The organism is Marinobacter sp. 2_MG-2023 (assembly GCF_030546935.1).
GTDB lineage: Bacteria > Pseudomonadota > Gammaproteobacteria > Pseudomonadales > Oleiphilaceae > Marinobacter.
On record NZ_JAUOPH010000001.1, the window covers coordinates 1 to 18,717 of the forward strand.

The 18,717-nt window shown below is 54.7% G+C and carries 20 protein-coding genes and 2 tRNA genes; 5 read left to right on the top strand and 17 right to left on the bottom strand.

Going from position 1 to position 18,717, the window contains the following annotated elements:
• Positions 1-2: 2 nt before the first annotated feature.
• The 13 genes from Q4501_RS00005 to aspS form a co-directional block, all read right to left on the bottom strand.
• Positions 3-75 (bottom strand) — tRNA-Lys (locus tag Q4501_RS00005).
• A 73-nt stretch (positions 76-148) separates the two neighbouring features.
• A tRNA-Lys gene (locus Q4501_RS00010) sits at positions 149-224 on the bottom strand.
• A gap of 85 nt (positions 225-309) precedes the next feature.
• Complete coding sequence (gene ybgF, locus Q4501_RS00015; protein WP_303593093.1) at positions 310-1,083, bottom strand: tol-pal system protein YbgF; 774 nt, start codon at positions 1,081-1,083, stop codon at positions 310-312.
• Between the two features lie 27 nt (positions 1,084-1,110).
• The gene (gene pal, locus Q4501_RS00020; RefSeq protein WP_303593095.1) at positions 1,111-1,680 is read right to left on the bottom strand and encodes a peptidoglycan-associated lipoprotein Pal; all 570 of its coding nucleotides are present in this window, start codon (positions 1,678-1,680) and stop codon (positions 1,111-1,113) included.
• A gap of 67 nt (positions 1,681-1,747) precedes the next feature.
• Complete coding sequence (tolB, locus tag Q4501_RS00025; protein WP_303594303.1) at positions 1,748-3,025, bottom strand: Tol-Pal system beta propeller repeat protein TolB; 1,278 nt, start codon at positions 3,023-3,025, stop codon at positions 1,748-1,750.
• Between the two features lie 52 nt (positions 3,026-3,077).
• Positions 3,078-4,109: a cell envelope integrity protein TolA gene (gene tolA, locus Q4501_RS00030; protein ID WP_303593097.1), complete on the bottom strand. Its 1,032-nt coding sequence runs from the start codon at positions 4,107-4,109 to the stop codon at positions 3,078-3,080.
• 22 nt (positions 4,110-4,131) lie between these two features.
• The gene (tolR, locus tag Q4501_RS00035; protein ID WP_303593099.1) at positions 4,132-4,578 is read right to left on the bottom strand and encodes a protein TolR; all 447 of its coding nucleotides are present in this window, start codon (positions 4,576-4,578) and stop codon (positions 4,132-4,134) included.
• Positions 4,579-4,636: 58 nt separating this feature from the next.
• The gene (gene tolQ, locus Q4501_RS00040) at positions 4,637-5,338 is read right to left on the bottom strand and encodes a protein TolQ (RefSeq protein WP_303593101.1); all 702 of its coding nucleotides are present in this window, start codon (positions 5,336-5,338) and stop codon (positions 4,637-4,639) included.
• A 3-nt stretch (positions 5,339-5,341) separates the two neighbouring features.
• Positions 5,342-5,803 carry a tol-pal system-associated acyl-CoA thioesterase gene (gene ybgC, locus Q4501_RS00045; protein WP_303593103.1) on the bottom strand — a complete coding sequence of 154 codons (462 nt, stop codon included), beginning with the start codon at positions 5,801-5,803 and terminating at the stop codon, positions 5,342-5,344.
• Positions 5,796-6,827 carry a Holliday junction branch migration DNA helicase RuvB gene (gene ruvB / locus Q4501_RS00050; RefSeq protein ID WP_303593105.1) on the bottom strand — a complete coding sequence of 344 codons (1,032 nt, stop codon included), beginning with the start codon at positions 6,825-6,827 and terminating at the stop codon, positions 5,796-5,798. Before ruvB ends, ybgC begins: the two co-directional genes overlap by 8 nt.
• 139 nt (positions 6,828-6,966) lie before the next feature.
• Positions 6,967-7,596 (bottom strand): Holliday junction branch migration protein RuvA, encoded by a 630-nt coding sequence (gene ruvA / locus Q4501_RS00055; RefSeq protein WP_303593107.1) that lies wholly within the window; start codon positions 7,594-7,596, stop codon positions 6,967-6,969.
• A gap of 30 nt (positions 7,597-7,626) precedes the next feature.
• Entirely contained in the window at positions 7,627-8,154 is a 528-nt protein-coding gene (gene ruvC / locus Q4501_RS00060) for a crossover junction endodeoxyribonuclease RuvC (RefSeq protein ID WP_303593108.1), read from the bottom strand.
• Between the two features lie 35 nt (positions 8,155-8,189).
• Positions 8,190-9,992, bottom strand: coding sequence for an aspartate--tRNA ligase (gene aspS, locus Q4501_RS00065; RefSeq protein WP_303593109.1), 1,803 nt, complete (start codon positions 9,990-9,992; stop codon positions 8,190-8,192).
• A 332-nt stretch (positions 9,993-10,324) separates the two neighbouring features.
• Here aspS and fabR point away from each other — a divergent pair, with 332 nt between their 5' ends.
• On the top strand, positions 10,325-10,948 hold the full coding sequence (gene fabR / locus Q4501_RS00070; RefSeq protein ID WP_303593111.1) for an HTH-type transcriptional repressor FabR: 624 nt from the start codon (positions 10,325-10,327) through the stop codon (positions 10,946-10,948).
• A gap of 23 nt (positions 10,949-10,971) precedes the next feature.
• On the opposite strand, the gene Q4501_RS00075 is transcribed toward fabR, so the two are convergent.
• Genes Q4501_RS00075 through tadA form a run of 4 tightly spaced genes read right to left on the bottom strand, consistent with a single transcriptional unit; the run spans position 10,972 to position 14,311 of the window.
• The gene (locus Q4501_RS00075) at positions 10,972-11,403 is read right to left on the bottom strand and encodes an HIT domain-containing protein (RefSeq protein WP_303593113.1); all 432 of its coding nucleotides are present in this window, start codon (positions 11,401-11,403) and stop codon (positions 10,972-10,974) included.
• A 22-nt stretch (positions 11,404-11,425) separates the two neighbouring features.
• Positions 11,426-12,766, bottom strand: coding sequence for a UDP-glucose/GDP-mannose dehydrogenase family protein (locus Q4501_RS00080; RefSeq protein WP_303593114.1), 1,341 nt, complete (start codon positions 12,764-12,766; stop codon positions 11,426-11,428).
• Between the two features lie 39 nt (positions 12,767-12,805).
• A complete protein-coding gene (galE, locus tag Q4501_RS00085) occupies positions 12,806-13,801 on the bottom strand; it encodes a UDP-glucose 4-epimerase GalE (RefSeq protein WP_303593115.1) in 996 nt (331 codons plus the stop codon).
• A gap of 6 nt (positions 13,802-13,807) precedes the next feature.
• Positions 13,808-14,311, bottom strand: a complete 504-nt coding sequence (tadA, locus tag Q4501_RS00090) for a tRNA adenosine(34) deaminase TadA (RefSeq protein ID WP_303593116.1) — start codon at positions 14,309-14,311, stop codon at positions 13,808-13,810.
• A 282-nt stretch (positions 14,312-14,593) separates the two neighbouring features.
• Here tadA and Q4501_RS00095 point away from each other — a divergent pair, with 282 nt between their 5' ends.
• From Q4501_RS00095 to Q4501_RS00110, 4 genes are all read left to right on the top strand, one after another.
• Positions 14,594-15,625, top strand: a complete 1,032-nt coding sequence (locus Q4501_RS00095; protein WP_303593117.1) for a zinc-dependent alcohol dehydrogenase family protein — start codon at positions 14,594-14,596, stop codon at positions 15,623-15,625.
• A gap of 71 nt (positions 15,626-15,696) precedes the next feature.
• A complete protein-coding gene (locus Q4501_RS00100; protein ID WP_303593118.1) occupies positions 15,697-16,143 on the top strand; it encodes a MarR family winged helix-turn-helix transcriptional regulator in 447 nt (148 codons plus the stop codon).
• A 58-nt stretch (positions 16,144-16,201) separates the two neighbouring features.
• Entirely contained in the window at positions 16,202-17,437 is a 1,236-nt protein-coding gene (locus Q4501_RS00105; protein ID WP_303593119.1) for an FAD-dependent oxidoreductase, read from the top strand.
• Positions 17,410-18,678, top strand: a complete 1,269-nt coding sequence (locus tag Q4501_RS00110; RefSeq protein WP_303593121.1) for an MFS transporter — start codon at positions 17,410-17,412, stop codon at positions 18,676-18,678. Before Q4501_RS00105 ends, Q4501_RS00110 begins: the two co-directional genes overlap by 28 nt.
• Positions 18,679-18,717: the final 39 nt, after the last annotated feature.

Genomic DNA, 18,717 nt, shown 5'->3' on the forward strand with positions numbered 1-18,717 from the left:
GGTGGGTCGTGATGGATTCGAACCATCGACCAATTGGTTAAAAGCCAACTGCTCTACCAACTGAGCTAACGACCCAAAACTGGTGATCAGTGCCTGGGACCCTGATCGATCCCGGAGCGGCTCAGCAACTGCCCCGGAATATCGAATATGGTGGGTCGTGATGGATTCGAACCATCGACCAATTGGTTAAAAGCCAACTGCTCTACCAACTGAGCTAACGACCCAAGCGAGGCGCATATAGTAATGATTTTTCCCCGACGATCAACCCTTTCACACCATCTTCTTTAAACTTTTTTGAATCGCTTAACCTTATCCCTTGTCTGAGCCCAGAAATTTTCTGGCCAGACCGGCTGCATCGCTTTCCGGATAATCACTAATAACCTGCTCCATCTGTAGACGAGCCTCAGCTTTTTGATCAAGCCGGTCAAGCGTTACACCTAATTTGTAAACGGCGTCCGGCGCTTTGCGATGATCTGCATAACGGGTTGCTACAATAGAAAACGCCTGGCGGGCCTGCTCAAGCTGAGGCTTTACCAGATAAACCTCCCCCAGCCAGTAATAGGCGTTCACCGTAAGATCCCCTTCAGGGTATTTATCGATAAACTCATAAAGCCGGCTAATGGCTTCATCGTATTTCTTCTGGCTATGAATGAGATCCTGAATAGCCTGGTACGCCTTTCGCTCATCGGCCTCAGGCGAGCGATACTCACGGATTTCAGCTTTAGTCTCTTCACTGGTACCGGCTTCACCACCTGGTGCTCCGGAAGCCTGAGGCTGGGCTGAAACCTTCTCAGAAAGATCAAGAATGCGTTGATCAAGATCGATGTAACGATCCCTACCCTGATCCTGCAAACGTTTGATGAGGTGCCGCTGCTCCTCGGTTTCACCCTGGAGCCGCCGAACTTCACCCTGGAGCTGCTGAATCATGTAAAAGAGCTCAGAGGTCGCCTGGCTGGTATTTGCCTTGCGCTGCGCCTCTGAGGCGTTGCTCTGGAATGCGGGCGTAGATGATTGCGCCAGTGTCATTCCCGCGTGCCCGAAGGCAAGCGGAAAGACAACTGCCGCCATGAGCTGTTTTCTCATGGGCTTAACCTGATGTTGTATGTGTGTTTACTCGAATACGAGTTCCACACGGCGGTTCTGTGCCCATGCACTTTCTGACGAACCCATAACCGCCGGCTTCTCTTCACCATAGCTTACGGTTTCCATCTGGCCCCGTGAAGCACCATTCACAATCAGGAAGCGCTGCACGGCGTTGGCCCGACGCTCACCCAGTGCCAGGTTGTATTCCTTGGAACCACGCTCGTCACCGTGACCTTCAAGCCGCACGTTCTGACCTGGGTTGTTGGACAGATAACGAGCGTGAGCCATTAGCACATCCCGGGCTTCCGGCTTGATCTCGGAGGTATCAAAATCAAAATAGAAGGTTGTGATATCCCGCAGGGCTTCCTGCTCGGCTTGCTGCTGAGCTTCCATCCGCTCTTCTTCGGTCATGGAAGAGGAAGAAATACCGTCCTGATCACTACCGCCATAAACGGTAGAGCCGCCATCCTGATCGATGGCCGCAACGTCAGAGCCGTAACCCTCTTCATCCATGTTTTCACCTGTAGTGCTACAACCCGCAAAGAGACCTGCGGAGAACAAAAGAGCGAGTACTTTGGTTTGAGCTGACAACTTCATGGTTCATTCCTTTCGGTTGATTAACTTACACTTCTGTTTTTCAGATGACTGCTCATGCACTCATCCACTACCGAACAATAGGCCCCCAGGCCGGGTCGCGTACGTCACCTTCCGAAGCAGGAAGACTATAAGCGGCACCGCCATCAGCGGAGATAACCGTCAGTACGCTTTCACCACTTTGCTTGGTGGCATAAATCAACATGCGGCCATTTGGCGACACGCTGGGGGACTCATCGGACCCTGTACGAGTGAGAACTGTTTCCTCATCGTTTTTAAGATTGGTACGGGCAATCGTGAAGGCACGGTCACGCTGATGCACGTAATACACATAGTTCCCGGAAGCATCCGGACGCGGCCTTGCATTGTAACGGCTACCAAACGTGATCCGGCGCGGCTCGGCACCCGGTTTTGCCATGTAGTAGATCTGCGGGCCGCCGGACCGGTCTGAGGTAAAGAATATGCCATCGCCCGAGCTATCCCAGGCGGCCTCAGTGTCAATAGCCCAGTGATTAGTGAGTTTCGTCGTTTTCCGGGACTGAAGGTTCATCTGATAGATTTCAGCGTTGCCGTCCTTCGATAAGGTCATCAACAGGGACTGCCCATCGGCCGACCAGGCCGGGGCCGAATTCAGGCCCGGAAAGTCAGCCACTTTCGAGCGCTCACCGGAACCTATTTCATGCACAAAAATCACGGGTTTTCCGGTCTCGAACGAAACGTACGCGAGCTTTTTACCGTCCGGTGACCAGGCGGGTGAAAGAATCGGCTCTTTGCTCTCCAGACGGATTCGGGCACGCTTCCCATCAATATCACTCACTTGCAGCCGGTAACGGGGCTCCCCACTCGCCCTGTCGAGCGTTACGTAGGCCAGCTTGGTTGAGAATGCGCCGGGAACCCCGGTAATGGATTCATACACCTTATCGCTAATATGGTGAGCCAGAGACCGCATATTCGAAGCGGGCGCGGCAGCCGTCTCTCCGAGAATCCGCTCTTCGCGGTTGACATCAAACAGCTCGTAGCGAGCCTGTACTCGATCCCCGTTGCGGGTGAGTTCGCCTACGAGCACGTAGCGCTGACCAAGCAGGCGCCAATCGCGAAAATATACGTCGGACCGTTTTGACGGAAGGCTAAGCATTTTCTCAGGAGGCAAAGGGCGAAACTCGCCACTCATAGCCAGGTCTGCCTGCACAATGCTACTCACCTTGTCTCCGGCAGGCATGCTGCCATTTTCTGCAAAGGGTACTACGGACACAGGAATTGCTGAGTCGGCACCCTCGGTAACCCGGATCAACAGTTCAGCCTGGGCGCTGGTCACCACAACAAGCATCAGAACAAGCGCTGCAAACATAGCCTTCAAGGGTCTGAACGAAATTTCATGAATCATGATGTTACCCGCATCCTTATCTCAATCTTCGAGGATTGAATTCGATCGTAAACTGGCGGAAATAGGTTTCAAACGTGTCCCGCTCACTCGGCACCGGGTATCGGCTTAAGGACCTTACGGCGCCTAGTGCAGAGTTATCAAACGCTGTGTTTCCGCTGCTGGCCACGAGTTTGACGCCCGCCAACTCTCCGGTCGGCAGCAATGTAATCTGCAGGCGTGCAGTCATATCTTCCGTTGCTGAGGAAGGCGGATACCAGGCCTGACTGAGCCGCTCACGGATAAGTGCCTGATACTTCTCGCTCTCCGACAGCATCTGCGTTTGTCGGGCCTTGGCAGCGGCGGCCTGCTCTTGCCGTCGCGCTTCATCTGCACGCGCTTTTCTGGCTTGCTCGGCCTGGGCTTCAAGCTGCTGTTCCTGCAATCGACGCTCAGCCTCCAGCCGCTTGCGCTCGGCTTCCTGTCGCGCCTGCTCCTCTTTCTGCTTTCGTTCAGCTTCTTCCCGTTTGCGCTGCTCTTCCTGGCGTTGCTTTTCTTCCTCTGCCTTGCGCTTGGCCTCTTGCTGACGCTGTTTCTCCGCTTCGGCTTCTGCCTTACGGCGCTCACGCTCTTTCGCTTCAGCTTCCGCTTTCTGGCGTGCAGCTTCCGCCTCCCGGGCTTCGCGAGCCTTACGCTCTTCGACTTTTTTCTGCTCTTCAGCCTTACGCTCGGTTTCTTCGCGTTTCTTCTGTTCTGCGGCCTTCCTAGCCTCTTCTTCCTTCTGTTGCTGGCGCTTCTGCGCTTCTATCTGCTTCTGTTTTTCGAGCTCTTTTTGCTCTTGCTCTCGATCCGGCTGCTCTACCGGCTCAACAACCGGGCTCGGCTCCGGCTTCTGCTGGGTAATAAGGCGCGCGGAAATGCTGCTCGGTGGCGGCTCCTGTATTGAAGAAGACCACGACCAGCCAGCCAGGGCGACACCTACGATGAGCAGATGCAAAGCAACCGACAGCGCGACCGGCGATTTCCAGGGTGGCACTCCGGTGCTGGTAAACTCCCGCTCCTGACCTGTCACAACAATTCCACCTGAACTGATCTCACGTTTCGTCCGAGGCCGAGTCGGTAATCAGACCAATACTGGTTGCCCCCGCGCCCTGAAGTGTGGCCATCAAACGAACCACCGTGCCGTAATCCACATTCTCATCGCCGCGCACAAGTATGTCGCTCGACGTCCTCTGAGACAGAATTTTGGCCACTTGTTCACGAACTTCCGAGAGCGGCATTGGGTCGCTGCCCTTGTCACCAACTTCCACGTAATAGGCTCCATTCGCATCGACAGAGACGATAATGGATTCCACATTCTTGTCTGCCTGAATCGGGTCTGATGACGTCTCCGGCAGATCAACTTTCACCCCCTGAGTCAGCATGGGCGCTGTGACCATAAATATAATCAACAGCACCAGCATCACGTCGATGTATGGAACGACGTTGATTTCCGACATCGGCTTTTTCCGACTTTCGGGCATCATCCCCATGCCTTTCATAGCGCTGTACCCCGGCTGTTAAGGTTTAGCATCGGTGCTCTCGCCACTGCGCTCTTCACTATTCAGCGCCCCTGTCGGCACTGTTATTCGTACTATGAACACGACGATGCAGAATGCTGGAGAACTCGTCGGCAAAGGTTTCGTAGTTCTTCAGAAGTGCGTCCGACTTGGTAGAGAAACGGTTGTAGGCAACAACTGCAGGAATCGCTGCAAACAAACCCATGGCGGTTGCTATCAACGCTTCTGAAATACCCGGAGCCACCGTTGCCAAGGTCGCCTGCTGCACTTGCGCCAGCCCGCGAAACGAATTCATGATGCCCCAGACAGTACCAAACAGGCCGACATACGGGCTGGTAGAGCCTACAGTAGCCAGAAACGGCAAATGAGCTTCGAGGCGCTCCTGCTCGCGGGAAAATGCGACGCGCATGGCGCGCTGGGTGCCCTCCATAACGGCATCCGCATCCCGGCTTTGCTGGCGCAGCCTGGAAAACTCTTTGAAACCCGCTCGAAACAAGGATTCCATGCCAGAGAAGGGGGTCGGTTCGGCATTCACCTCCCGGTAAAGCTGCCCCAGATCCATACCGGACCAAAAGCGCTCTTCAAACGCGAGCTGCGCCTGCCGGGCTTTGCGAAAGACCTGATAGCGCTGAAAAATCAGCGCCCATGACACCACCGATGCGGCCGCAAGTAGCAACATGACCAGTTGCACCAATACACCGGCATTTGAGATCAGACTCCAGACTGATAATTCCGAATCCACCGCTTACTCCTGGCTTGTTTCGTGTTCCGTTTCAGGGTGCGGCCTGCTCTGCTCAAGCAAGCCTCGCATATTTTCAGGTAGGCGCATTGGCCGCCCGCTGTCGAGGGCTATACACGCTACTTTTACATCTGCTTCACACAACAGTTTCTGGTCATGCACCCGCACAACCCTTTGCCTGAATTCCATCCAAACCCTGCCAAAGGCCACAGGTTCCGCTGTTACAACAAGCTCATCATCCAGCTTCGCAGGGGAGGCATAATGAATCGACAAGCGTTGTACAACATAACTTATGTTGTCGGCCAAACCTGCTCTGAGGCCTACCCCGCAGCTGCGAACCCACTCTGTACGGGCACGTTCCATGTAGTGCAGATAACGGGCATGAAAAACAATACCACCGGCGTCGGTATCTTCAATATAAACCCGGACGGGCCAACCGAACGCTGCTGTCACTTCACTGTTATTCAACAGGGCCTCCTTCCGTGTCTGTATCCGCCCTCACAATGCCAAAATGCTGATAAGCGTGAGAGGTCACCATACGACCTCTGGGGGTACGCATCATGAACCCCTGCTGAATCAAGAAAGGCTCAAGCACATCTTCAATGGTGCCGCGCTCCTCGCTGATTGCAGCGGCCAGGCTTTCAACCCCCACCGGACCACCGTCAAACTTCTCGATCATCGCCAGAAGCATGCGCCTGTCCATGTGGTCAAAGCCCTCGCTGTCCACTTTCAGCATGTTCAGAGCCTGATCCGCAATACTTGCGCTGATGTGCCCATCGGCCCGAACTTCCGCATAGTCTCTTACACGCCGCAACAGGCGGTTAGCTATCCGGGGCGTGCCGCGTGAGCGACGAGCTATCTCGTAGGCGCCCTCTTCATCAATATCGACACCTGAAAGCCGCGCCGAGCGAGCAATGATATGAGTAAGGTCCGACGTATTATAGAATTCCAGGCGTTGCACAATGCCGAAACGATCCCGCAGTGGAGACGTTAGCAACCCTGCTCGAGTAGTTGCGCCGACCAGGGTAAAGGGGGGCAGATCCAACTTGATAGAGCGTGCTGCCGGCCCTTCGCCAATCATGATATCCAGCTGATAGTCTTCCATTGCCGGGTAGAGTATTTCTTCGACTACGGCACTGAGTCGGTGAATTTCATCAATAAAAAGAACATCGTTCTCTTCAAGATTGGTGAGCATCGCAGCCAGATCACCGGCTTTCTCAAGAACAGGGCCGGAGGTCGTCTTTATCGCCACGCCCATTTCATTGGCAATGATATTGGCAAGCGTGGTTTTACCTAGCCCCGGCGGCCCGAAAATAAGAACATGATCCAATGCTTCCCGGCGACCCCGGGCTGCAGAGATAAAAATGTCCATCTGCTCCCGCACCGCAGGCTGCCCCACATACTCGGAGAGCAACGCGGGCCGGATAGCACGATCCTGAACCTCTTCGTTGTCACCGGCCCGGGCTGAGATCAGTCGGTCGGATTCAATCATTTACTTTTCCGTTTATCGGGAATCAACAGATTGGCACTTAAAGCCAGAAGTGCACCAATTGTACAAACAGCCCTGCGCGTGTCACGTTACGCTCTCTACAGGTTTGGCGCTACATAAGCGACACATTAAAGTCATGTCATCATGCAGGGATCATATTTCTCAATGCAAGGCGAATCAGTGCTTCGCTGGACATGCCCTCCTCCGCCACCTTGGTGATTGCACGGGCGGCCTCCTGGGGCTTATAACCAAGCGCTATGAGCGCTGCCTCTGCTTCGTCTGCAGGATTGTGGGTGGCTACTGAAAGCTGGGGGGAATCTGTTATCGAGCCTGTTGTGCCAGCAGACTCAGGCACAAAATGGCCTTCCAGTTGCTTGATGCGGTCGGTCATCTCAATCAGCAAACGCTCGGCTGTCTTTTTACCAACACCCGGGAGCTTGACGAGAGAGTTGATATCACGCCCTTCAACACAACGAATAAACTGCTGGGCATCCAGGCCGGACAGAATACCGGCAGCCAGTTTGGGGCCAACGCCGTTTACTTTGATAAGCAATCGGAACAGATCGCGATCAAGACGCGCAGCAAAGCCGAAAAGACTCTGAGCATCTTCGCGCACCGCAAAATGTGTATGAAGGGTAATTTCCTGTCCGGGTTCGGGCAGGTGAAAGAAGGTGGTGTAAGGAATATCTACTTCATAACCCAGGCCGCCACATTCAACCAATGCCTGCCCGGGAGTCTTTTCGACCAGAATACCTCGGATACGACCTATCAAGGATTGCCTCCTGCCGCTCCTCAGAGCAGTTTATTGTTGTCGCACACGCCCACTGCGCGCCTTGCCCGTAACACCGGCTACTCTCAGGATACTTTGATTCATGTGCGCATGGCACAGTGCAATTGCCAAGGCATCCGCGGCGTCAGCCTGTGGTTTACGGGAAAGTGACAGCAGCACCTGAACCATGTGCTGTACCTGGGATTTGTCAGCGCCGCCCTTGCCGACCACAGCTTGCTTGACTTGCCGTGCGGAATACTCGTGAACCGCAAGCCCACTGGTGGCTGCGCCAACAATCGCAGCTCCGCGAGCTTGCCCGAGCTTGAGCGCCGAGTCGGGATTGCGCGCCATAAAAACCTGTTCGATGGCAAATTCCTGGGGCCGATACTCACTGATCAGGCTCACCAGGCTCTGAAAAATGATTCGCAGGCGCTCCGCCATGGGCTTTTCGCCCACGCGTATGCACCCGCTATCGATATATTCTATGTGCCTGCCCTCAACACGGACAATACCGTAACCGGTGATCCTTGAGCCGGGGTCGACACCCAGAATAATCGCCACATCAGTGCCCTTCTATTGACCTGTCAGCGCCCCGCTTATTGTTCGCCAGCACCTGACGTGTTCCCTTCAGCCGCTTTCGCTGACTTACGCAAGCGGATGTGCAGTTCGCGCAGCTGCTTCTCATCCACTTCACCCGGCGCCTGAGTCATCAAACAGGTAGCGCTCTGGGTTTTCGGGAAAGCAATCACATCACGAATCGAGCTGGAATCGGTCATCAGCATAATCAGGCGATCCAGGCCAAATGCCAAGCCACCATGGGGCGGGCACCCGTACTTGAGTGCATCAAGCAGGAAGCCGAACTTGGCACGGGATTCTTCTTCGCCGATGCCCAGAATGCGGAACACTTCCTGCTGCATTTTATCGCTGTGAATACGAATGGAACCACCACCCAGCTCGGTGCCGTTCAGAACCATGTCATAAGCGCGGGACAAAGCCGTCGCCGGATTGGCCGCGAGCTCTTCCGGGCTGCAACTAGGTGCCGTGAACGGGTGGTGGATAGCGGTAAGGCCGCCATCCGGCAGCTCTTCGAACATCGGGAAATCAACGACCCACATCGGGGCCCATTCACAGGTCAGCAGGTTCAAGTCGTGCCCAACCTTGATACGCAGTGCGCCAAGGGCTTCATTCACAACCGTGGTTTTGTCGGCGCCAAAGAACACGATATCGCCGTCCTTCGCTCCGGTACGCTCAATAACGGCCATGGCGACGTCATCACCCAAAAACTTGACGATAGGCGACTGCAGCCCTTCAACGCCTTTGGCAAGCTCATTTACCTTGATATAGGCCAGACCTTTGGCACCATAAATACCCACAAATTTCGTGTACTCATCAATCTGCTTGCGGCTCAGTGCGCTGCCCTGGGGTACACGCAGAGCTGCCACGCGTCCTTTTGGATCCTTGGCTGGCCCGGCAAACACCTTAAAATCAACACCGGCGACCAGATCGCCCACGTCCTGAAGCTCCAGAGGAATACGCAGATCCGGCTTATCACTGCCGAAGCGATCCATGGCTTCGGCATAAGGCATGCGAGGGAATGACGGCAAATCGACATCCATGACATCCTTGAACAGAGAACGAATCATGCCCTCATTCAGGCTCATCAGGTCTTCTTCATTGATGAACGAAGCTTCGATGTCCACCTGGGTGAATTCAGGCTGACGATCCGCTCGCAAGTCCTCGTCACGGAAGCACTTGGCAATCTGGTAGTAACGATCCACGCCCGACACCATCAGCATTTGCTTGAACAGTTGAGGCGATTGCGGCAGTGCGAAAAATGAGCCTTCATGGGTACGGCTTGGTACCAGGTAGTCCCGCGCGCCCTCTGGCGTCGCACGGGTCAGGATGGGTGTTTCCACATCCATGAAGCCGTTGCTGTCGAGGTAGTTGCGGATATAGCTGGTTACCCGTGAACGGAAGCGCAAACGGTTCAGCATTTCCGGGCGACGGAGATCGACAAAGCGGTAGCGCAGGCGAACATCCTCACCTACATCCACATGCTCATCCAACGGGAATGGTGGCGTAGCTGCTGCGTTCAGGATGGTAACTTCCTTACCCAACATCTCGACTTGCCCCGTGGGCATGTTGTTGTTCTCTGTGCCGGCAGGACGGCGACGTACAAGGCCTGTGACTTTCACCACATACTCGCTGCGTACTTTTTCTGCCAGCGCAAAGCTTTCCTCGGTGTCCGGGTCTACTACGACTTGCGCAATACCGTCCCGATCGCGCAGATCCAGGAAGATAACCCCACCATGGTCACGGCGGCGGTGTACCCATCCGCAAAGTGTAACTTCCTGATCAATGTGAGATTCGTTGATCCCACCGCAATAATGACTGCGCATACCGGTTCCCGTAGTGTCTGATGTTTGAGGTAAATGATGATGTCTGGCAAGCAAGTGGGCAGGGCTTTCCGAAACCGTGCGGAGCCATGGATGGCGGAGCCGAGCGTACACGGACGTATTTACAGCGTGTTTCGGAAAGCCCTGCCCACTTGCTTGTTACGCCAATCTGGCCTGCTCTGTAAACAGGCAGGAACCATACTGGAAAAGCCCGTCATTATAAACATATTGGCGCCGGAAATCAGGCGCGTTTGGACCGGAATAAAAGGGTTCAGGTGACTAGCAACAGGCAGATCGCTAGAATGCGGCATTCACACGTCATTGGAGCCACCACCTTGTCAACCAGAGCCGAGCAGAAACTTGCTACCCGACGCACGCTGATGGACGCAGCACTAAACCAGCTAAGTGCGGATCGTGGCTTCGGAAGTCTGAGCCTGCGGGAAGTCGCTCGAGAGGCTGGAATCGCACCAACATCCTTTTATCGACACTTTGCCGACCTGGATGAGCTAGGGCTGGTACTGGTCGACGAAGGCGGGGTAGCCCTGCGGCAACTGATGCGCCAGGCGCGCAAGAGGATTGCCCGGGACGGTAGCGCCATCTCCACTTCGGTTGAGACTTTCATGGAATATCTTGGCAACAATGCCAACGTATTCCGGTTAATGCTCCGGGAACGCACCGGCGGCTCCAAACCCTTTCGGACGGCCATCAAAGCCGAGATTGATCATTTTGTGACAGAGCTTGCCGACGACCTTCGACGCTTTGCCGAAGAGCAGCACAAGCCTTTGGCTGATGCCCGAGTAGTTGCCGAAGCCATGGTAACACTGGTATTCAACCAGGGAGCGGAAGCGCTGGACGCCACGCCAAAAGAACGGGAAGAACTGAAGATAAAATTGAAAACCGAACTTCGAATGATTCTGATCGGCTCCCAAATGATGGCCAAGCATGCATCGATTCGGTAAGCGAACCTGGCAGACGCAATTACTCAGCTGACACCCAACTCTGACAGAACAGGCGCGAGAGATCGCAGAACCTCTGCCAGGGTGCTTTCATCGTAAGGGACTGCCGGCTGCTTACCCCACACAGGGCCGGGCCAGGCCGGGTCACCCTCAAAACGGACAATGTGATGCAGGTGCAACTGGGGAACCATGTTCCCGAGCGCAGCAACGTTCATCTTGTCTCCGCCAAACACTTCCATCATGCCACGACTAAGCGCAGAGGATTCCTGAATCAGCAGGTGCTGCTGCTCCGGATCCAGCTCATAGATTTCACGGATGCCGGCAAATGCCGGCACCAGAATAACCCAGGGCCAGGTCTGATCATTCATCAGGCGAATGTCACACAGTCCACTGCGCCCAAGGCTGATGGTATCTGCAGCCAACCGCTCGTGAAGCCTGTATTCCTGACCCTGACTCATCGTTGCCCCCTGCCCTGACTAATCAGCAATGAAACTGGTTACGGCCACGCCCGATGGCGTAGTAAATCAGGTCGTGACGCTCCAGCATTTCCGGCTCATATAAGTTACGGCCGTCAAATACAGCAGGCTCACGCAATGCAGACGCAACAGCGGCGAAATCAGGCGAGCGGAACTCTTTCCACTCGGTGCAGATTGCCAGCACGTCTGCACCCCTGAGAGCTTGCTCTTTGGTACCACACAAAGCCAGGCCTTCATGGTCACCATAAATACGCTGAGTCTCTTCCATTGCTTCCGGGTCAAACGCCTGAACAGTAGCGCCCGCCCTCCAAAGGTCATCCATCAGGGTACGGGCGGAGGCTTCACGCATGTCGTCTGTATTGGGTTTGAACGCCAGCCCCCAGATCGCAACGACTTTACCTTTCAGATCACCCCCGAAATAGTGGCTGATTTTGTCGAAAAGCACGTGCTTCTGCGCGTAGTTAACCGCCTCTACGGCATTCAGCAAACGCGCCTCGTAACCGCAGTCGCTCGCCGTGCGGGCCAAGGCCTGTACATCCTTGGGAAAACAGGACCCCCCGTAACCACAACCGGGATAGATAAAGTGATAGCCAATCCTCGGGTCAGAACCTATACCACGACGAACTGCTTCGATATCAGCACCCAGTCGTTCCGCCAGGTTTGCGATTTCATTCATGAAACTGATCTTGGTCGCCAGTAAGGAGTTAGCCGCGTACTTGGTCAGCTCTGCAGATCGAATATCCATGAAGATCATGCGATCGTGGTTGCGGTTGAACGGATAGTAGACTTCCCGAAGCACATCCGCCGCTTTATCACTGTCGGTACCAATAATAATACGATCCGGCTTCATGAAATCGTTGATCGCCGCCCCTTCTTTCAGGAATTCCGGGTTGGACACCACGTCAAATTCCAGCTCCAGGCCACGACTATCGAGCTGGGCCCGAACGGCGGCTTTAACCTTATCGCCTGTGCCAACCGGAACGGTGGACTTATCCACGACGACTTTATAGTCGTCCATGTACTGCCCTATAGATCTGGCTACTGCGGTGACATACTGCAGGTCTGCTGAACCGTCTTCGTCCGGCGGCGTGCCCACTGCGATGAATTGAAGTTTACCGTGCTGGACCGCCTCCTGAGCATCAGTGGTGAACGCCAGACGCCCTGCTTCAACCGTGTGCTTGACGATGTCTTCAAGGCCAGGCTCATAAATGGGAATTTGGCCGTTCTTCAGCTTGTCGATCTTTACCTGATCAACGTCCATGCAGAGTACGTCATGCCCAACATCGGCCAGACAGGCTCCAGTAACAAGACCGACATAACCGGTACCAAAAATCGTTATTTTCATCCGTTAAATCCCGACATATCAGAAAGTTAAAATAGATTCTTACTGGCCAACTTCAGCTTTTTTCTTCTGCCAGATTGCTTCCCAGGCCAACGCGGTACCGACAATCGTTTCAAGATCGTCGTAGACAGGCTGCCAGCCCAGGGTCTTTTTAATGAGTGCATTATCTGCCATGAGCGCAGCCGGGTCACCCGCTCGGCGGCCGACTTCGGTCACCGGGAAAGTGCTACCGGACTGTTTGCGCACCACGTCGATCACTTCACGCACGGTGAAGCCGCGGCCATAGCCGCAGTTCATGATTTTTGATTCACCACCATTAGCCATATATTCAAGGGCCATAACGTGTGCGCTGGCGAGATCTTCCACATGAATGTAATCGCGGACACAGGTACCGTCGCTGGTGTCGTAATCCGTACCGAATATACTCATGCCGTCGCGTTGCCCGGTTACACACTCACAGGCCACCTTGATAAGGTGCGTCGCTTCCGGTGTCGCCTGCCCGAGCAAACCATCCGGGTTGGCTCCAGCGACGTTGAAGTAACGCAACACAACATAATTCAGGTCAGAAGCCGCGGCGAGATCTGTGATCATCCGCTCGCTCATCATCTTGGACGCGCCATAAGGGTTGATCGGAGCGAGAGGAAGGTCTTCTGTAAGAACTGTCTGCTCAGGCATACCGTAAACAGCAGCCGTTGAGGAAAATACCATGAACGGCACTTTGTACTTGTCCACAGCCCTAAGCAGATTCAGCGTATTACGGGTGTTATTGCTGTAGTACTTCAGCGGGTTGGTAACAGATTCTGGCACCACAATATTGGCGGCGAAGTGCAAAACCGCCTCAAACCGGTGCTTGGAAAATACCTGATCAATCTCGGCTTCGTTCGCCAGATCCCCTATTACCAGTTCACCCGCCGTGACAGCCCATCGGTAACCGGTCGAGAGGTTATCGAACACAACGATATCGTGCCCGGCTTTAGCCAACTGGCGCACCACATGGCTGCCGATGTATCCGGCTCCACCGGTTACTAGAACTTTCATGCAGAACTACTCCTTCCCTGAATTCTGTTTACGCCGCTGCCGGATCTCCGACCGCCGGCGGCTGAAAAAATCACTGATTATCCGGCTACAATCATCCTGAAGGATGCCACCCACCACGTCTACTTGCCAGTTCAAATGCGGCTCCTCCAGTGTTCGCCGGGCCGATTTAACAGCACCCGCCTTGGGTTCGCTCGCACCGTAAACAAGCCGACTGATACGGCTATGCACAATGGCTCCGACACACATGGTGCAAGGCTCTAGTGTGACGTAAAGGGTTGCGCCGGTCAGTCGGTAATTTCCTGCTCTTGCCGCGGCATCACGCAACGCCCGCATCTCGGCATGGGCTGTCGGGTCACATCCGGTAATTGGCACATTAAAACCTGCACCCAGCTCTTTGCCTTCACAGACAACAACGGCGCCGACCGGGACCTCCCCCTGAGAAGCCCCGCGAGCTGCCAGTGTCAGTGCCCGGGCCATCCAGTATTCGTCGTCTTTTTCTAACTCCGACATAATTGCGGCTCTACTGAAAACTATCCCTGCGGGCCACCTGCTGGCATGGCAGTGAAGGGCCAAGAAAATACCATTATTCGCTTTTTTAACCAAGCGGCCCGCTCGCTGGCGCTTATGTGAAACTGGCCAAGGAATAAAAACAGAATTTTATTTGCAGCTGTTTACCTCCCGACTCATTTGCCGATGTATTGATATGAATCAAGGACCAACAACACTGCGCGTGCATGCTTTGAATAGTTGCAGCCAGTACTGGCAACTTCGGCCGTTAAAGGAGAAAGTGTCATGAAAGCATTGGTATTTCACGGTCCCGGCAAACGCAGCTGGGAAGACAAGCCAAAACCCGCAATCGATAAGCCAACAGACGCAGTGGTTCGCATCACTCACACCACCATTTGCGGCACAGATCTGCACATTCTGAAAGGGGACGTACCCGCGGTAACGCCGGGCCGCATTCTTGGCCATGAAGGCTTGGGGGTTGTGGAAGAAGTCGGTGAAGGCGTAAGCAATATCAAGGTAGGCGATGAAGTCCTGATATCCTGCGTCACTTCCTGTGGTCGCTGTGACTACTGCAAACGCGGTGTTTACGCGCATTGCCGCGACGGTGGATGGATTCTCGGCCATCTGATCGACGGCACCCAGGCCGAGTATGTGCGCATACCCCACGCCGACAACAGCCTCTATGTACTACCCGAAGAAATGGATCGAGCTGCGGCCGTCATGCTCAGCGACATTCTACCCACCGGTCATGAGATTGGCGCCCTCAATGGCGAAGTCAAACTCGGAGATACAGTGGCCATCGTCGGCGCCGGACCTATAGGACTGGCAGCCCTGATGACCTCCCGCTTCTACTCACCAGCTCGGATCATCATGATCGATCCTGACGAGAATCGTCTGGCCATGGCAAAAATGCTTGGCGCTACAGACACAATTGCAAGGGATCCAATCGAAGCCATCAAAGAAATGACCAATGGTGAAGGCGTGGATGTGGCAATGGAAGCCGTCGGCATTCCCGAAACTTTCGATATTTGCCAGGACATTATCCGCGCTGGTGGTCACATCGCCAATATCGGCGTACATGGCAAGAGCGTCGAATTCAAGCTACAGGACTTGTGGATCAAGAACATCACCCTGCGCACTGGACTGGTGAACACCGACACCATTCCTGTGCTGATGCGATTTGTTGAAAGCGGCGGCGTAAAACCGGCAGACCTGGTAACCCACCGTTTCAAGCTCGACGATATCGAAAAAGCATACGATATCTTCAGCAATGCAGCGGAGGAGCAAGCCATCAAAATGCTGCTGACTGCAGAATAACCGAAACTTGCAAGACAAGGCTCTCCTGATTATAGTTGCTACTGACAACATATCAGGAAGAGCCTAACGCTATGCCATCCTCTGCGGATCGCGCCGAAGAGCTTTACGAAGCCATCAACCAGCTTATTCGGGTCCATCAGTTTCGGGACCGGGATTGCATCTGCCACCACGACGTTTCGGTAGCTCAGTGCTATGCGCTCGAAACACTTGTAAAGCGCGGCCCTTTGAGGCTTCAGGCTTTAGCCGCAGAGATGTACCTGGACAAAAGCACTACCAGCCGCGTGGTGGATTCACTGCTACGAAAGAAGTACGTACTTAAAGTGACCGATCCGTCAGACCAGCGTGCAATTCAGCTCTCGCTGACACCGGCCGGCGAGGAACTGTATAAAACGATACGACAGGACCTGGTCTCGGAAGAGACGTCAATGATCAAGGATTTACCGCCAGAAATCGTTGATGGGGCACTGACGTTGATTCGCCAATTGACCGTCACAGCAAGAGCTCGCCTGGGCTCATAGCTCACTTTATTTTAACCATTTAGTTGTTACTAACAACTTGCTTACCGAGGAATCCCACATGCACACCGAATTCAATCACCTGCCTGTTGCTGTCATTGGCGCCGGCCCCATTGGCCTGAGTGCAGCCGTTCACTTGCTTGATCAAGGATATACCCCTATCGTTTTTGAAGCCGGAACGCAGGCAGGCGCCAATCTTGCCCGCTGGGGACATGTGCGAATGTTTTCACCCTGGTCATACAACCTTGACCCCGCAGCAGCCGAGTTACTTGAACAAGACGGCTGGCATGCGCCTGCTTCGGATACCTTCCCCACGGGACAGGAGCTGCTGCAGAAATATGTAACACCTCTGGCCGCGCACCCAGACATTAACCCCCACGTGCATCTGAATGCCCAGGTCAGGCAGGTCAGCCGACTCCACCATGACGTGCTACGAACCGAAGGACGAAATACGGCCCCGTTTGTACTACGGGTGAGCACGCCTGAAGGTGAACGCGACGTTCTCACACAGGCGGTGATTGATGCCTCCGGCACCTACCAAACACCCAACTGGCTCGGGGCTCATGGTATCCCCGCACTGGGGGAAAGCGCTGCAGCGGATGCGATCGCATATGGTGTTCCCAATATTCTTGGTTCCAGGCGCAATCACTACGCCAACAAGTCGGTGCTTGTAATTGGCGGTGGCCATTCCGCGTTTAATGCTTTACAGGATTTAGTTCTGCTTGCCGACCAAAGCCCAGACACACGCATTCTCTGGGGCTTGCGGGGTGCGTCCGCGCCCAACGTCGTCCGGTCACCGGAGAACGACGAGCTAAAAGAGCGGCGGCAATTGGAAGTTCGCATTCAGGAGCTGCTGGAACAAGGGCGAATTGAAGTCTTCACGAACGTTGAAGTCGACGCCATCCTGCAAGAAGACGACAAGCTGGTCGTGCAAACCAGCTCTATCCAATTGCCGCCGGTGGATCGCATTATTGCTGCAACCGGCTTTCGCCCCGACCTCAGCCTACTTGCCGAACTGCGAACAGCGATTGATCCCGCGACGCAAAGCCCTACGCGCCTCGCACCTTTGATCGACCCCAACATGCACAGTTGCGGCTCGGTTCCCGAGCATGGTGCGGCAGAACTGTCTCACCCGGAGCCCGGACTTTTCATTTTGGGTATCAAAAGCTACGGGCGTGCGCCCACGTTCCTGTTAAGGACAGGATACAAACAGGTTCTTTCCGCAGTCGCCGCACTTGGATGCACCGACATCCCCGAAACAGTCCAACCATGCCCGGCAGCGACCTGCCAAGGATGAACCCCACACCGTCCAGGCGCGGATTCGTTGCTGCGCTAGGCCTTGGCCAACTCGTGTCCTGGGGAGCCTTGTATTACAGCTTCCCATTAATCGCTGAAGCCATGGCCAAGGACATGAGCTGGAGCCGCAACGACATCTATGGCGCCGCCACTCTGGGCTTACTGGCGGCAGCACTGATTGCATACCCTGTCGGCGCCATTATCGATCAAGGCCAGGGCCGCAAGGTTATGGTTGGGGCGACCGCCGCCACCTCCATAACCCTCGTGTTCTGGTCCGCCGTAACAAACATGCCCGCTCTGTATGCAGTGGTAGTTACCTTGGGAATGCTGCAAGCGGCATTGCTCTACGAACCCGCATTTGCGGTCGCCGTGCGCCAACTCGGCACCCTTCAGTCACGCTCGGCGATCACCACAATAACTCTGTGGGCAGGCTTCTCCAGCACCCTGTTTGTACCCCTGGTGCAATACATGCTGGACACCTTGGGATGGCGTGGGGCTCTGCTGGGTTTGGCGGCCATCAATGCAGCCATCGCTGCACCGCTATACCTGTGGGCCATACCGAGCGGCGACATTCAAGAGAAAGGAGACCACAAGGTGTCAGTGTCGGCGGGAAATCATATTCTTCCGATATTCCGAAACCCGGGGTTCTATCTACTGACAGCGTCGTTTTGCGCTTACATGGCCATGTTTTCCGGATTCACCTACCACATTTATCCACTACTCGTAGCCCTGTCAGCGGATACTCAGTCCGTGGTCTTCGCCATTGCACTCATCGGGCCGGCCCAGGTAGGCGCCAGAATTTTCATCTTGCTATTCAGGCAAATAACAATAAAACATCTTGGCTTGCTTACCGGCCTGGCATTTCCTCTTGCCATTTGGCTACTCAAAGCCCCCCCTTCTACCCTAAGCCTTGCAGTTTTGTGTGTGCTCTATGGTGGCGCGAATGGCATATTCACGATCGTTCGCGGCATGGCTGTCCCCGAACTTCTGTCTCGCCGAAACTATGGCAGAATTAATGGAATCATGTTGGTTCCCATGTCGCTTGCACGTGCTGTCGCACCCTGGGCTATTGCTGCCTACTGGACTCATTCAGGCACACCCGAAGGGGCAATTCACGTGATTCTGACTCTGGCCATTCTGGTGCCAGTGCTATTCGGCCTGGCAATCAAAGCCAACCGGATTCGCGAGGAAGGTCCAGCTTCCGGGAGGGAGGATCAAGATGGCTTTCCTGCTGAGAGATGATGCCCGGTGAGTCGCCAGTTACCCGCGCGAACCAGCCAC